Genomic DNA, 14887 nt, shown 5'->3' on the forward strand with positions numbered 1-14887 from the left:
GGGCCTGTGCGTACCATGAGTCATGGTTACGAACGGCGGCATGGGAGGTTCATGTGATACTCGACCGTAACAGTGCCATGAGCGCATCCGAAATGAAGCAACGGCTGTCAGACTTGGACGAAAGGGACCGCCCCAAGCTGAATATCGACGAGATAACGGAATTCGTCAATCTTATGCAGACCTACGAGGGGGCCATGTACGAGATTTCGACCAAGCTGGACGTGCTGGACACCGAGTTCCAGGTCAGGTTCAGCCACAACCCCATCCATCACATGGAGCGCCGGCTCAAGAGCGTGGACTCGCTGATCGGCAAGCTGCACCGCAAGAACCTGCCCGTCACCATCGCCTCGGTGCGCGATCACATCTTCGATGTGGCCGGCGTGCGTGTCATCTGCAACTACCGGGACGACGTCTACTCGGTCTCCCGCTATCTCTCCGACCAGTCGGACATCCAGGTGCTGAGGGTCAAGGACTACATCCGCAATCCCAAGATGAACGGCTACCGCAGCCTGCACGTCATCTATGCCGTGCCTGTCTTCCTGACCTCGGGCCCCCACTACACGCCGGTCGAGGTTCAGTTCCGCACCATCGCCATGGACTACTGGGCCTCCCTGGAGCACCAGTTGCGCTACAAGTCCGACCTACCCGACGCCCGCCTGGCCGAGCATTCGCAGACCCTGCTGGACTGCGCCCGCTCCCTGCAGAACATCGAGGTGCAGATGCAGTCCATCCACCGCGACATCTCAGGTTCGCCCCAGGAGCAGGATTCCGACGACGAAGCCATCAGCGGCAATACCGATTAACTGAATCCTCACAGATCCTTTACCATAGGAACCAGGCCAGGTGGAAGGGTTGGGGCTTCCGCCAGGTCCCAGGAGGTGGCCCTGCCTTCAAGGTCGGGTCTCCTCCTGTACCACCATCCCTCAGAAGTCAAAATTGTCGGGATCCGCGCCAGTGCGTTCATCCCTGTTCATGGCGGCGATGGCCTGCATGTCCTCGTCGCTCAGCTCGAAGTCGAAGACCTGCGCGTTCTGCTCAATCCTGTCCTTGTGGGTGGACTTGGGGATGACGATGACCCCGCGCTGCAGATGCCAGCGCAGCACGATCTGTGCCGGTGAGCGGTCGTAGCGTTCGGCCATGGCCTTGAGCCTGGGGTCGGCCAGCAGGTTGCCGCCGGTGCCGCCCAGGGGGCTGTAGGCCTCCACATCCACACGCAGGGTGCCGTGGCAGTAGTCGATCAGGTCGCCGTTGACGAACTGGGGCGAGGACTCAATCTGGTCGACCGCCGGCTTGGTGCCACTGATAGTGTGCAGCTCGTCCAGGTGGTGCTTCTGGAAGTTGCAGACCCCAATGGCCCGCACGCGCCGCTGGGTGTAGAGCTCCTCCATGTCCTCCCAGGCCTGCTGCCAGCCCTGGGCGGGCCAGTGGATCAGGTAGAGGTCCAGGTAGTCCACGCCCAGCCGGTCCAGGCTCTCCTTGAAGGCTTCCTTGGCCCGCCCAGCGCGGATGTCCTCATTCCAGAGCTTGGTGGTCAGGAAGACATCCCGCCGGTCAACCCCGGAGCGGCGCAGGCCCTCCCCCACGGACTGTTCGTTGCCGTAGATCATGGCGGTGTCGATGTGGCGGTAGCCCGCCTGCAGGGCCCAGGTGACGGCCTGGCTGGTGGCCTCGCCATCAGGTGTTTGGAAGACCCCGAGCCCCAGCTGGGGAATGCTGACCCCATTGTTGAGGGTGATGACGGTGTCGGTGACGTTTCCGGTCATATAGGCATACTCCTTGCCGGCCGATCAGAGGCCGTGACGTGTTGCCTGTTCATTCTATCCGCCAGGCAAGATGGACCGAACCAGCGATAACGGCTTTTTGACAGATGTCGATGCACGAAACCGTGCTTGGGCATGTTCTTCATGCGTCCTGTCCTCCGGCTGGGCGGCTTTCCGGCAGGCAGGAGGCCGACATGGCAGACGGCACCGGCCCGCCTGCTGCCGGTTCATGCATCCGGCCTCCTGCCGGGCCAGCCCGACGGGGCTGAGCGCCGCAGAGGCTCATACCCCTTAAATCGTGCAACACACAGTCAGAAAGAGGCAACCGCAACGGCGGGGTGTAGGCAAGGAACCACCCCGCCATTGCGGCCAGAGCAAACACCCTTTATACAGCCAGCCCGCCATGTAGACTTGGATAAGATAACTATCCGCCACAGGCGGGAACGACAAGGAGGAGCAGATGGCTTTCAACGGGAATCCGCGGCCGCAGGCCCCATATAGTCAGTACGCGCAGCAGCCGATGCCGACCATGCAGGGCGGTGAGCCCTACAGCATGGGCTCGCCCATCGACGCCAACGCGGCATACAGCTTTGAGAAGGCGGAGCGGGTCTCAATGTCCCGCGCTTATGCGGAGATGGCCGTCGGCCTGCTGGTCACCGCCCTGACGGCCTATCTGACCGCCCGGACCGGACTGCTCCTGGCTTTCATGCAGGCCACGGGCACCCTGGGCTGGATTGGCATGGCCGTGGTCCAGGTGGCCTTCGCCATGATTCTGAGCGCCCGGATCATGCGTATGCGCACCTCCACCGCCCGGGTCATGTTTTACCTCTATGCGGCCCTGATGGGCTTCACTTTGAGCACCATCTTCATAACCTACTCACTGCCGTCCATCATGCTGACCCTGGTGATCAGCGCAGGCTTCTTCTTCGTTCTCAGCATGCTGGGGCTGACCACCCGGCGGAACATGCTGGGCATGGGGTCCATCTTCATGGCCGGCCTGCTCATGCTGATCCTGGTCCAGCTGGTCATGCTCTTCGTGGCCCCTTCGAACACGGCCCTGCGCGTGGTCTCGGCCATCGGCATCATCCTCTTCGCCGGGCTGACCATGTACGACGCCCAGCAGACCAGAATCATCTTCGCCACCTACCGCAGCCAGGGGCCGGAGGCCATCAAGCGGGTCTCCATCCTCTGCGCCCTCAACCTCTACCTGGACTTCGTCAACCTCTTCCTCTACATCCTGAATCTGGTCGGCGACCGGAACTGACGAAGAAATCCCGCCCCTGGCATCGGGGGCGGGATTTTTTATATCTTCTTCAGGCATCCTGGTCGACCCTGGCCAGCAGACCACGCAGCACGTACTGAAGGATGCCGCCGTTGCGGTAGTACTCGGCCTCGCCAGGGGTGTCGATGCGCACCTTGGCCGCAAACTCCACCCTGCTGCCGTCGGGCCGCTGGGCACACACCTGGACCTGCTCAGGCAGGGAGCTGTTCAGCGCATCGACGCCAATCAGGTCATAGGTCTCCTGACCATCCAGCCCCAGGCTCTGGGCCGACTGACCTGCAGGGAACTCCAGCGGCAGCACGCCCATGCCGATCAGGTTGCTGCGGTGGATGCGCTCGAAGGACCTGGCGATGACGGCCCGCACGCCCAGCATTCGGGTGCCCTTGGCCGCCCAGTCCCTTGAGGAGCCCGTGCCGTACTCGCTGCCGGCCAGCACCACCAGGGGCGTGCCCTGCCTGGCATAGCCCTGCGCAGCATCGAAGATGGTCGTCTCCTGGCCGTTCAGGAAGTCGTAGGTGAATCCTCCCGGGCGCACATTCAGCCCCACCGAGGCCAGCAGCTGATTGCGCAGGCGGATGTTGCCGAAGGTGCCCCGGACCATGACCTCATGGTTGCCACGCCGGGATCCGTAGGAGTTGAAATCCCTGGGGGCTATGCCATGCTCCTGCAGGTAACGGCCGGCCGGTGCATCGGCCTTGATGGCCCCTGCGGGCGAGATGTGGTCGGTAGTGACCGAATCCCCCAGCAGGGCCAGCACCCGGGCCCCGTGGATGTCCTCCAGGGGGTCGGGCTGAGCCTTCATGCCGTCGAAGAAGGTCTGACGACGGATGTAGGTGGAATCCTGGCTCCAGTGGAAGAGCTCGCCCTCCGGCACCTCCAGCTTCCGCCAGCGCTCATCCCCGCCGAAGACATCCGCATAGTCGCGCAGGTACATGTCCCGGTCCAGGGCGGTACCCACCACAGACTCGATAGCCTTCTGGGAGGGCCAGATGTCCGCCAGCATGACCGGGTTGCCCTTGCTGTCCTGACCCAGGGGGTCGCGCCAGGGGTCGAAGTCCATGATGCCGGCCAGGGCGTACGCCACGACCAGGGGCGGCGAGGCCAGGTAGTTCATCTTCACATCCGGGCTGATGCGGCCCTCGAAGTTCCTGTTGCCCGAGAGCACGGCCGTCACCGTCAGGTCATGATCAGCGATGGCCTGGTGGATTGCCGGGTCCAGGGGGCCGGAGTTGCCGATGCATGTGGTGCAGCCGTAGCCGACCAGCTCGAAGCCCAGGGCGTCCAGGTCCTTGCTCAGGCCGGTCCGGTTCAGATAGTCCGTCACTACCTGGGAGCCGGGAGCCAGCGAGGTCTTGACCCAGGGCTTGGGCTTGAGGCCCCGGGCGCGCGCTTGACGGGCCAGCAGACCGGCGGCCACCATGACCGAAGGGTTGGAGGTGTTGGTGCATGAGGTGATGGCCGCGATGACCACATCCCCGTCGCGCAGGCTGAACTCGCTGCCGTCGGCCTCCTTGACCGGCACAGCCTCGCCGTTGCCCCTGCCCTGATCGCTGTAATCCTTAAGGTCCCGTTGGAAGGTCTTCTGGGCCTGGTCCAGCGGGATGCGGTCCTGAGGGCGCCGGGGACCTGCAATGGACGGACGCACCGTAGACAAATCAAGCTCCAGCACCTGCGAATACTCGGGCTCCGGGCAGTCGGCATCCTCCGGGTCCATCCACAGGCCGTTGGCCTTGGCATAGGCCTCCACCAGACGCACATGGTCGTCACTGCGGCCGGTCAGACGCAGGTAGTCCAGGGTGATTTGGTCGATGGGGAAGATGGCGCAGGTGGAACCGAATTCAGGGCTCATGTTGCCCAGTGTGGCCCGGTTGGCCAGGGGGACTTGGGCCAGGCCCTTGCCGTGGAACTCCACGAACCGGCCCACCACGCCCGCCTCGCGCAGCATCTGGGTCACGGTCAGCACCACGTCGGTGGCGGTGACCCCTTCGGCAATGGATCCGGTCAGCTTGAAGCCCACGACCTGGGGCACCAGCATGGAGATGGGCTGGCCCAGCATGGCCGCCTCGGCCTCGATGCCGCCTACGCCCCAGCCCAGCACACCCAAGCCGTTGACCATGGTGGTGTGGGAGTCGGTGCCCACGCAGGAGTCCGGGTAGACCAGGGCCGGCCCCTCCCCCTGGGTCCTGTCCCTGCGCATGACCACCTGGGCCAGGTATTCCAGGTTGACCTGGTGGATGATGCCGGTCCCCGGGGGCACCACGCGGAAGTTTTGGAAGGCCTGCTGGCTCCAGCGCAGGAAGCGGTAGCGCTCACTGTTGCGCTGGTATTCCAGGTCCATGTTGTGTTCCAGGGCACCGGGCACGCCCGAGCTGTCCACCTGAACGGAGTGGTCGATGACCATCTGCGCGGGGATGAGCGGGTTGACCAGGGAGGGGTCGGCGCCCAGGGCCTTGACGGCATCGCGCATGGTGGCCAGGTCGACCATGCAGGGTACGCCGGTGAAGTCCTGCATGAGCACCCGGGCGGGGGTGAACTGGATCTCCCTGCTGGACTGGGCCTTGGGGTCCCAGTCCAGCAGTTGATCCAGCTGGTCCCGGGTCACCGTGGTTCCGTTCTGGTGCCGCAGCAGATTTTCGGCCAGGATACGCAGACTGTAGGGCAGGTGGTCGATTCCCGGCAGGTCACTGATCCGGTAGTATTCGAACTTCTCGGAACCTACCTTGAGCTTGGAACGAACGGCATCTTGTACGGATTCTGACATGCACCACCCCTTCCCTGAACGCTCAGGCGCCGGCCCTTGCGCCCACGTGGACCGGCGGCGGGAGGACTCCAGGCCGTCAGTGACGCTATCTGCGCTTTTTAGGTTCCATTCTTAGCGCCCATGTGTTACTTGGCGTATGTAACGTGCACATGCCGGATAGCCCAAGACGGCCAGGACCATGAGCAGGGCTCCCACCAGGGCAAAGGCCACGGTTGCGACCAGGGCCGGACCAGTGGGCAGGCTGATGGCAAAGAACTGCGCCACCATGGGGATCAGGGCCCCGATCACCCCGGCTGCAGCGAAGAAAAGGACCAGCAGGCCCCTCCAAGAGCGCAGGGGCCGGGCCACCTGGGCCAGGACCAGCACGCCCATACAGAAGAGGACGATGGCGCAGACCGACCGCCAGCGCCCCAGGTCACCGGGCCGGGCCAGGTCCAGGCCCAGCAAGCCGGGCAGGCTCCAGGCCGCCGCCAGCACAATCAAAGCAGTGGCGATGCCCGAGGGCAGGGCGAAGGTAACCACGCGCTTGAGGAAGCCTGGCCGGTAGCGCCTGGTGTTGGGGGCCAGCGCCAGGAAGAAGGCCGGCGTGCCGATGGTCAGGGCGCCGATGTAGGTGATGTGCCGGGGCAGGTAAGGGAAGGGGATGCCGGTCAGGACCACTCCCAGGGAGATCAGGGCCGAGTAGACGGTCTTGACCAGGAAGAGGCCGGCCACACGCTCCATGTTGGCCATGACCTGCCGGCCCCGGGCCACCACGTCGGGCAGGTGGGAGAAACGCGAATCCACCAGGACCAGCTGGGCCACAGCCTTGGTGGCGGCCGCCGCATTGCCCATGGCGATGCCCAGGTCCGCCTCCTTCAGAGCCAGGGAGTCGTTGACCCCGTCGCCGGTCATGGCCACCGTGTGACCCTTCAGGTGCAGGGCCTGGACAATGGCCTTCTTCTGGTCGGGCAGGACTCGGCCCAGCACGTCTACGCCCTCCAGGACCTCGGCCAAGGCTGCCGTGTCCTCGGGCAACTGACGGGCATCCATGGCCCTGGGGGCACGGTCGCCGGTCAGGCCCACCTTGTTGGCGATAGCTGCCACAGTGGCTGGGTTGTCGCCCGAAATGACCCGACAGCGCACACCCTGTTGGCGGAACCAGGCCAGGGTCTCGGCAGCGTCTTCGCGGATGTGCTCCGAGCAGGTGATCAGGGCTAGGGGCTTCAGGTTCCTAGGCAGGTCGGGGCTGCTGGTGAAGTGGTCAGGCTGGTCAGTGCTCGGGTACCCATCGGGGGCGGACAGCATCAGCACCCGATAGCCGCGGTCGGCCAAATCGGCCACCTGCTGGTCCACCTGGGGCCACCTGCCCGCCTGGGATGCCAGGAGCACCTCCGGAGCGCCGAAGTACCAGATTTTGCCGGACTGGTCGGCCACGGCGCTCCACTTGCGGGCCGAGGAGAAAGGCAGGCGGCTGACGGCCCTGCCGGGGCGCAGGTCATCCATCCCCTTGAGGATGGCACGGCCGGTGGCATTGGGGCTCTCCTCCGCGCAGACGTCCACCAGGGCCTGCCGCAGTTGCTGGGCCGGCAAGTCCTCGACCAGCGGATGCAGGTCGTCATAGACGATGCCCCCGTCGGTGATAGTGCCGGTCTTGTCCAAGTTCAGGGCGTCCACCCGGGCCAGGGTCTCCACGGACTCCATCTGCTGGACCAGGGTCTGGTGGCGGGCCAGGCGGATGGCAGCCAGGGCGAAGTTCAGAGAGGTCAGCAGAACCAGACCTTCAGGGATCATGCCTACGACCCCGGCCACAGCAGACACCACGGCCTGCCGCCAGGCTCCGGTGGCCAGGGCCGTCTGGAAGCCGCCGACGGTCCGCATCTGGGTAAAGATAAGCAGCAGGCAGAGGGGAATGACCACCACGGTCATGACCTTGAGGATGGTGTTGATGCCCTCGTTCAGGTCGGAGCGGACCTTCTTGTAGACCTTGGCCTTGGCTGTCAGCGTGGCTGCGTAGGAGTCGGCGCCCACAGCGGTGACCTGGGCCAGGGCCATGCCTGAGACGGCCGTGGAGCCCGAGTAGACCTGGTCGCCTGGCGTGTGCTTGACCGTGCGCGATTCGCCGGTCAGCATGGACTCGTCCAGCTCCAGGCCGTAGGTGTCGATGATTTGCGCGTCGGCTGGCACCTGATCCCCGGAGCGGATCCAAAGCAGGTCCCCCTTGACGATGGCATCGTGGGGCACGGTCAGGTTGCACCCATCCCTGCGTACCGTATAGTCGGAAGCCACCAGGATGGACAGCCCGTCCAGGGTGTGCTTGGCCTTGAGTTCGGTGGCCACGCCGATACCGGTGTTGATGATGATGATCAGGCCGAAGACCGCATCCCTCCACTGGCCTGTCAGCAAAACCACCACCATGGCGGTCAAGATGATCCCGTTGAAGAGGGTGAAGACGTTGTCTCGGATGATCTGGCCCAGGCTGCGGGAGGTTTGGTTCTGGGAGACGTTGACCAGGCCCTGGGCCTTCAGCTGCTCCACCTCCTGGGAGCTCAGCCCCGGCCGGTCGGTGTCCGGAAAGCCTGTGCCCGCTGTCGGCACTTGCTCACTGCCTGTGCTCATCCTCGGCCCCCTCTCGGTCGGCGCTCAGGCGCACGGCCATGATCCTCGCATGCGGTCCGTCGTCCACAATGGTCTGCAGGGCGTCGGCAAGCAGAGGCGCGTGCGGATGCCCGGCAGGATCCACCGGGTGGACCGTAGCCGCATAGTAGAGCCTACCTGGGTCAGGATTCCAAGCCTTGGCGCTTTGAGCGAACTCTATCACAGGGATGCCGGCCTTCCGGGCCGCCTTTAGGGCAGGAGTCCAGTCGCCGGCTCCAGGCTGGCGGATCAGAATCAGACTGACACCACGGTTGACGGCATCTTGCACCCCATCCTGCTGATCGCCGGTGGACTGCGCCGAGGAGAAATAGCCCTTCATCCGTTCCGCCTTCAACGATGCCAGGATGCGGCCGTCAAGACCGGCATCCGAGTCCTTGTCGCCCGTCTGGGGGCAGCCAATCAAAGCCACTAGCGTGTCGGAGCGATCCACGCCGTCATGAGGCACGGTGCCCTCGTGCCAGGAGTCGCCCACGGCCCTGTCCTTGGGGGCGCAGCCGGTCAGCATTGGCAAGCCTGCCAGCAGAGCGACCGCCAGCAGCAGACCCGCCAGCCGCTTGAACACTGTCGAGACATGCCCGGCGCGGCTCATGTCAGCGCCGCCTTCCCGCCGTGCGGGTGAAGATCGCCATGGTCTCCACATGGTGGGTCATCGGGTAGATGTCAAAGGCCTCAAGATGCTCTGGGCTGTAACCCAGGGAGATCAGGGTGGCCGTATCCCTGGCCAGGCTGGTCGGATCGCAGGCCACATAGATAATGGTCCCAGCCCCGCTGGCAGCCAGCAGCTGGCAGACTTGAGCCTTGGCGCCGGCCCTGGGCGGATCCAGCAGGATCAGGTCGGGATGCCCCAGCCCCTTGGGCGGACCGCCAGCCAGGACCCTGGCCACGTCCCCACGACGCAGGACCACTCGGTTCAATCCGGTCCGCTTTACGTTGTTTTTCGCACAGGCAATAGCTCCGGCGGAACCTTCCACGGCCAGAAGCCGGGCCCGTCCGTCGGCCAGAGCGGCCAGGGGCAGGGTGAAGAGCCCTGATCCGCAGTAAAGATCCCAGATGACCGGTTCGGCTACCCCATCCAGGGCCTGCCTGGCCTGGCCCATGACCGCCTTGGTCAGCACGACCGGTGCCTGGCGGTGGACTTGCCAGAATCCGTCAGCCCGGACCTGGTACTCAGGTCCTGCTCCGGCCTCCAGCCGCTCTGTCAGCAGGCGGCTCCCCTCGTTCAGGCGGCCATCCACCAGCAGGGCGTAGTTGTCGCCGACCGGTCCCCCGTCGCGCGGCTGGGGCACAGCCAGGCGTATGCGGGCTCCCGCCGGCAGGTCGCCTTCCCAGATGCCCAGTTCGTCAGCCACATCCAGCAGTTCCTGGGTGGCCAGGGGCATGGTCTGAATCGGCAGACGGTCATGCGATCCCCGCCGACGCATGGAGGGTCGGCCCTGGTCGTCGGCCACCAGCTCGATCCGGGTCCTCCAGTGCAGACCGCCGAGCTCTTTATCGCCCGGAACCCGGACCACTGACACCTGGGCGTCCACACCGCCCAAGCGGGCCATCTGCTGGCCAATCAGATCAGACTTCCAGGTCAACTGACCGGGCAGGCTGACGTGAATCAGATCGGCCCCGCCCAGGCCTCCTCCCCAGGCCAAGGGCCCAGCCAGGGGCCAGACGGGATCACGGCGGTCGGGGCTGGCTTCCAGCACCTGAGTGACCTCGCCTGTGGCGAACCTGCCGGCCCGGCCATGAGGCTCGTCCAAGAGGACATCCACCAGCTCCCCAGGCAGGGCAAAGCGGACGAAGACCACCCGGCCGTCCTCCAGGTGGCTCACGCAACGGCCCTGGTCGGCATAGCGTTCGATGCGCAGACGAACCCTGGTCTCAGTCATGATCGGCATGGGCCTCCTGATCGGCATGGCGACGATGGTAGGGGCCGCCAATCAGCAGCCAGCTGATCCAGATGCCCAGGGCAAACAAAGGCAGGCCCAGAATCAGCCGTGCGGCGCCCAGCAACCCGACGGAGCCGGCCAGGTAGAGCGGCACCTGGACCAGCAGGCGTAGGGCGAAGACGGCGATCCAGACCAGAGTGGCCTGATTATAGGCCCGTACCAGTTCCGGTTCACTTCGCCAGGATGCCAGCCATTGTCTCCAGCCTGAGACGACGGGTCGGCGCACGTACTCCACCACCAGGCCAATCCCGGGCATCCCTGCCAGCAGCGAGGCCCCAAGAACGATGATCCAGAATCCGTTGGTCAGGAATCCTGGCAGGTAATAGTTGCGGGCATCCCGGGTCAGCCATGCGGCCACCAGGCAGATGCCCACCGAGAGCAGACCGGTCAGCGCACCCAGAAAGGACTGCCGCTGGAACAGACGAATCAGGAGCTGCACCAAAGCCAGGGCCGCCGAAAGCGCCACGGTCAGCCCCAGACGGCCGGTCACCAGGAAGAAAACCAGAAATACCAGCCCCGGCAGCAGGGACTCGACGATCCCCCGCCATCCGCCGATGGCCTCCATGACGGAGAAATCGTCGTCGACCAGCGCTGCCAGCCCGGAATGCTTCTGCTTCACAGCCTTACCGGACCTCCGAGAACATGGGTCCGCGCGACAGTGTGGTCTTCACCTCGGTCTGCTGGTCCGAGTCGAAGGGGCCCTTCGGCTTGTCGGGGATCTGCGCACCCTCATTGTCCTTGGACTCAGGGTCTTCGGCTTCTCCTCGGCGCTGATTGGGCGTGATGGGCGCATGCATGGGAACCAGGTCACGTGGGGCCAGGGGCTCGTCGCCACGGACCACCACCAGGTCGGCCAGGTAGCCGTCAAGGACATCCTTCTCCCTGCCACCTTTGGCCGCCGGGCCTGAGAAAATGCCTCGCAGCATCCAGCGGGGTCCGTCGATGCCCACCACCCGGGTCAGCAGGTTCTTGCCCTTGACCTTGACGGGCAGGGTCAGCTCCTTGCCGAAAACGCCGTCCACCTCCTTGCAGGAGGGATTGGCCTGGAGCAGGTCGGACCGGACCTCGTCCCACAGGCCCAGGGACTTGGGGGCCGCAAAGGGCTCCAGCTCCAGACTGGAGGACTTGTAGGTGATGGTGGCTCCCAGCACGTCGCCGGTCTGCGAGTTGGCCTTGAGCCTCAGCTCGCTGCCCTGCAGGAAGGGCAGCAGCAGGGCGCCGATGTCCAAGTACTCATCGGTGTCGGGGGCCTCGGGATCCATGCTGTCCCAAGGACCCTTCCCGCTCTGCTCGGCTTCGTCCCGCTCCGCAACCGTCTCCGCCGCAGACATCTGGTCGGATTCCTCAGCATCCTCGGACTCGTCGAGCTCCTTGGACTGGTCCTTCTGATCCTCGACGTCCTCCTCGGCCTGCCGCTTGGCGTGTTTCTTTCCGAAACCGAACAATCCCATGATGCCTCATTTCCTCGTGAGTCTGTGCAAAGGATAACTAGTCAAGCCCCAGGCGCAGCTTGCCGCCGGGGATGGCGTCCAGCAGATCCTTGGTGTACTGGCGCTGCGGGTGGTCGAACACCTCGTCGGTGGTGGCGTGCTCCACCAGCCGGCCGTGCTGCATGACCACCACCTCGTCGGCGATCTGCCTGACCACTGCCAGATCGTGGGTGATGAACAGGTAACTCAGACCTTGCTCAGCCTGCAGGTCGTTGAGCAGCCGCAACACCTGATCCTGAACCAGCACGTCCAGGGCGGAAACGGCCTCGTCGCAGATGATCACATCCGGATTCAAGGCCATGGCCCGGGCGATGGCGATGCGTTGACGCTGACCGCCGGAAAGCTCGTTGGGGTAGCGACCCATGACCGACTCGGGCATCTCCACCATGTCCAACAGCTCCTTGACCCGTCTCTGCCGGGACTTGGCGTTGCCGATCTTGTGGATGCGCAGGGGCTCCTCAATGGAACGGTAAATGGAGTACATCGGGTCCAGGGAGCCGTATGGGTTCTGGAAGACCGGCTGCACGTGCCGCCGGAATTCCATGAGCTGACGGCCGCCGAAGTCGGCGATGTCCTGTCCCTCGTAGGTCACCCGGCCCGAGGTGGGCCTGAGCAGGTGCAGAACCATGTTGGCCACTGTGGACTTGCCGGAGCCGGACTCCCCCACAATGGCCAGGGTGGTCCCTCGCTTGACCGAGAAGGAGACGTCGTCTACAGCCTTGAACATTTCTTTGCGCCGGGGCAGCCTGAACTCGCGGGTCAGGTGTTCCACGGTGATGACGTGCTCGCTGCGCTCCAGGGTGCTCTCACCCTTGACATGGTGCTCCAGCAGGCCCTCGGCATCCTGGCCGCGCTGCTTGGCGGAGATGATGCGCTGGGAAGCCAGCGAGGGCGCGGCCTGAACCAGGCGCTTGGTGTAGGGGTGCTGGGGGTGCTGCAGGACCTCCAGGCTGGGACCAGACTCCACCACCTGGCCCCGGTACATGACCACGATGTGCTGGGCGCGTTCGGCCGCCAGACCCAGGTCGTGGGTGATGAAGAGCACGGCAGTGCCCAAGGATTCGGTCAGGCTGCGCAGGTGGTCCAGAATTCGCTTCTGGACGGTCACATCCAGGGCGCTCGTGGGTTCGTCCGCAATCAGCAGGTCGGGACGGGAGGCCAGGCCGATGGCGATCAGGGCGCGCTGGCGCATGCCGCCTGAGAACTCATGCGGATACTGCCGGGCCCTGGTGGCGGCATCGGGCAGTCCGGCCTCCGACAGCAGACCGGCGATGCGGTCGTTCATGTCCGAGCCGGTCACGTGCTCCTTGGCCAGCGTCCAGGCCTTGTCGTCATCCACACCGGCATCGATCAGGGACTTGGCCACGCCCCAGCGGGTCTCTGAGCCCACATCCCACTCGGTCTTCATGGCCTCCATGGTCTTGTCTACGTCGGCAACCCCGGCATCGCTCAGGGCCTGACGGGCAGCATCGAGCAGACTGGGCAGGTCCTTGGATGAGATGAAGAGCTCGTCGTCAGACTTCTTTACCTTCACCGCCTCGTCGCCAGCCAGGGCCTTTGCCAGCCGGGAGCGCTTCTCCCGGGAGACGTCCATGTGGTTGGCGGTCAGCGCCTCCTTGACCTGGGAGCCGATGCGCCAGACCGGGTTCAGATTGCTCATGGGGTCCTGCGGGACCAGGCCCATCTGGGAGCCGCGCAGCGCCTCGTAGTCCTTGCGGTCCAGGCCCACCAGCTCGCGGCCATTGAGCCGGATGCTGCCGCCGGCCACCTTGCCGGTGCCGGGCAGAAGGCCCAGCACAGCCATGGCCGAGGTGGACTTGCCCGAGCCGGACTCCCCCACGATGGCTACCCACTGGCCGGGGTATACGTTGAAGGAGGCGTTGCGAACTGCGTGGACGGTGCGCCCATCAGCGGTGAAGTCCACCTGCAGGTCCCGCACATCGAGCAGGGGCTGATTCTCCTGATTGGCGGTCGTATTCTTGTCTGCTTCAGTCATGCTTCCTCACTCAGGCCGTTCTGCTCTTGGGATCCAACGCATCCTTGACCGCGTCACCCATCATGATGAAGGCCAGCACGGTGATGGCCAGGGCTGCGGAGGGATAGAAGAGGACCGAGGGATTGGTGGTCAGAAGACTCTGGGCCGTCGAGATGTCTCCGCCCCAGGAGACCACTGTGGAGGGCAGGCCGATGCCCAGGAAGCTCAGAGTGGCCTCAGAGACGATGTAGGTGCCCAGCGACATGGTGGCCATGACGATGACCGGAGCCAGTGAGTTGGGCAGGATATGCCGGAAGAGGTTGCGCAGAGGCGTGGAGCCCAGGGCCGTGGATGCGGTGTTGAACTCCAGGTTCTTGGCTTCCAGGACGGCGCTTCGGGTGATACGTGCCATGTTGACCCAGCCGAAGAGGGTCAGGGTCAGGATGATCTTCCACAGTGAGGTGGAGGTACGGAACATCTGCAGGAGCACGATGGCGCCCAGAATCATGGGAATGGCGAAGAAGATGTCGGTGATGCGGCTGAGCACTGCGTCAACCCAACCCCCGAAGAATCCGGCGATTGCCCCGATGAGTCCGCCGAAGACGGTGACCAGGATGGTGGTCATGATGCCGATGGCCACCGAAGTCCGGGCCCCGTGGATGACGCGGCTGTATACGTCACAGCCCTGCAGGTCGAAGCCGAAGGGGTGTCCCGGCCGGCCTGGCTCCACGGAATTGGACAGGTTGCAGGCCATGGGGTCCTGCTTGGCGAAGAGGTTGGGGAAGAGGGCCACCAGGATGACCACGATCGCCAGGATTGCAGAGATGATGAAGAGCGGGTTGCGCCTCAGGGTCTTCCAAGCGTCGGCCCACATGCTGGTAGGCGGCACGTCCTCATCCACCGAGTCCACTTCGCGCAGGGGCGTCTCGTCGATGGGGGCCACGAACCGCTCCTGCCCCGGCAAGGGGTCGGGGAAGTATACGCGGGCCTGGCTTTCGTTCTGTTCGCTTGACTCGTTCATAGCTGTTTCACTCATAGTCGGTCC

Annotated in this window: 11 protein-coding genes; 2 read left to right on the plus strand and 9 right to left on the minus strand. The window is 64.7% G+C overall.

Translation table 11 applies throughout. The features are described 5' to 3' along the window. Positions 1–92 precede the first annotated feature (92 nt). Complete coding sequence (locus J3T95_RS03090; protein WP_396020002.1) at positions 93–803, plus strand: GTP pyrophosphokinase; 711 nt, start codon at positions 93–95, stop codon at positions 801–803. 120 nt (positions 804–923) lie between these two features. Here the strand turns inward: J3T95_RS03090 and J3T95_RS03095 are convergent, their stop codons facing one another. Next, positions 924–1763, minus strand: coding sequence for an aldo/keto reductase (locus tag J3T95_RS03095; protein WP_220237135.1), 840 nt, complete (start codon positions 1761–1763; stop codon positions 924–926). Between the two features lie 457 nt (positions 1764–2220). On the opposite strand from J3T95_RS03095, the gene J3T95_RS03100 reads away from it, so the two are divergent. After that, complete coding sequence (locus J3T95_RS03100; RefSeq protein WP_267450351.1) at positions 2221–3024, plus strand: Bax inhibitor-1/YccA family protein; 804 nt, start codon at positions 2221–2223, stop codon at positions 3022–3024. Between the two features lie 49 nt (positions 3025–3073). On the opposite strand, the gene acnA is transcribed toward J3T95_RS03100, so the two are convergent. The 8 genes from acnA to J3T95_RS03140 all read right to left on the minus strand — a co-directional run bounded on the left by acnA (position 3074) and on the right by J3T95_RS03140 (position 14863). Continuing rightward, entirely contained in the window at positions 3074–5803 is a 2730-nt protein-coding gene (gene acnA, locus J3T95_RS03105; protein ID WP_267450352.1) for an aconitate hydratase AcnA, read from the minus strand. Between the two features lie 111 nt (positions 5804–5914). Beyond that, positions 5915–8401 (minus strand): HAD-IC family P-type ATPase, encoded by a 2487-nt coding sequence (locus J3T95_RS03110; RefSeq protein WP_267450353.1) that lies wholly within the window; start codon positions 8399–8401, stop codon positions 5915–5917. Next, positions 8385–9029: a hypothetical protein gene (locus J3T95_RS03115; RefSeq protein WP_267450354.1), complete on the minus strand. Its 645-nt coding sequence runs from the start codon at positions 9027–9029 to the stop codon at positions 8385–8387. Before J3T95_RS03115 ends, J3T95_RS03110 begins: the two co-directional genes overlap by 17 nt. 1 nt (position 9030) lies before the next feature. Beyond that, positions 9031–10317: a class I SAM-dependent RNA methyltransferase gene (locus tag J3T95_RS03120; RefSeq protein WP_267450582.1), complete on the minus strand. Its 1287-nt coding sequence runs from the start codon at positions 10315–10317 to the stop codon at positions 9031–9033. Further along, a complete protein-coding gene (locus tag J3T95_RS03125) occupies positions 10310–10996 on the minus strand; it encodes a DUF3159 domain-containing protein (protein WP_220237130.1) in 687 nt (228 codons plus the stop codon). Before J3T95_RS03125 ends, J3T95_RS03120 begins: the two co-directional genes overlap by 8 nt. Positions 10997–11000: 4 nt before the next feature. Next, a complete protein-coding gene (locus J3T95_RS03130; RefSeq protein ID WP_220237129.1) occupies positions 11001–11828 on the minus strand; it encodes a DUF3710 domain-containing protein in 828 nt (275 codons plus the stop codon). A gap of 37 nt (positions 11829–11865) precedes the next feature. Further along, complete coding sequence (locus tag J3T95_RS03135) at positions 11866–13863, minus strand: dipeptide ABC transporter ATP-binding protein (protein WP_267450355.1); 1998 nt, start codon at positions 13861–13863, stop codon at positions 11866–11868. A gap of 10 nt (positions 13864–13873) precedes the next feature. After that, the gene (locus J3T95_RS03140; RefSeq protein WP_220237387.1) at positions 13874–14863 is read right to left on the minus strand and encodes an ABC transporter permease; all 990 of its coding nucleotides are present in this window, start codon (positions 14861–14863) and stop codon (positions 13874–13876) included. Between the last annotated feature and the right edge of the window lie 24 nt (positions 14864–14887).

This window comes from Bifidobacterium sp. B4079 (genome assembly GCF_026537385.1).
GTDB lineage: Bacteria > Actinomycetota > Actinomycetes > Actinomycetales > Bifidobacteriaceae > Bombiscardovia > Bombiscardovia asteroides_I.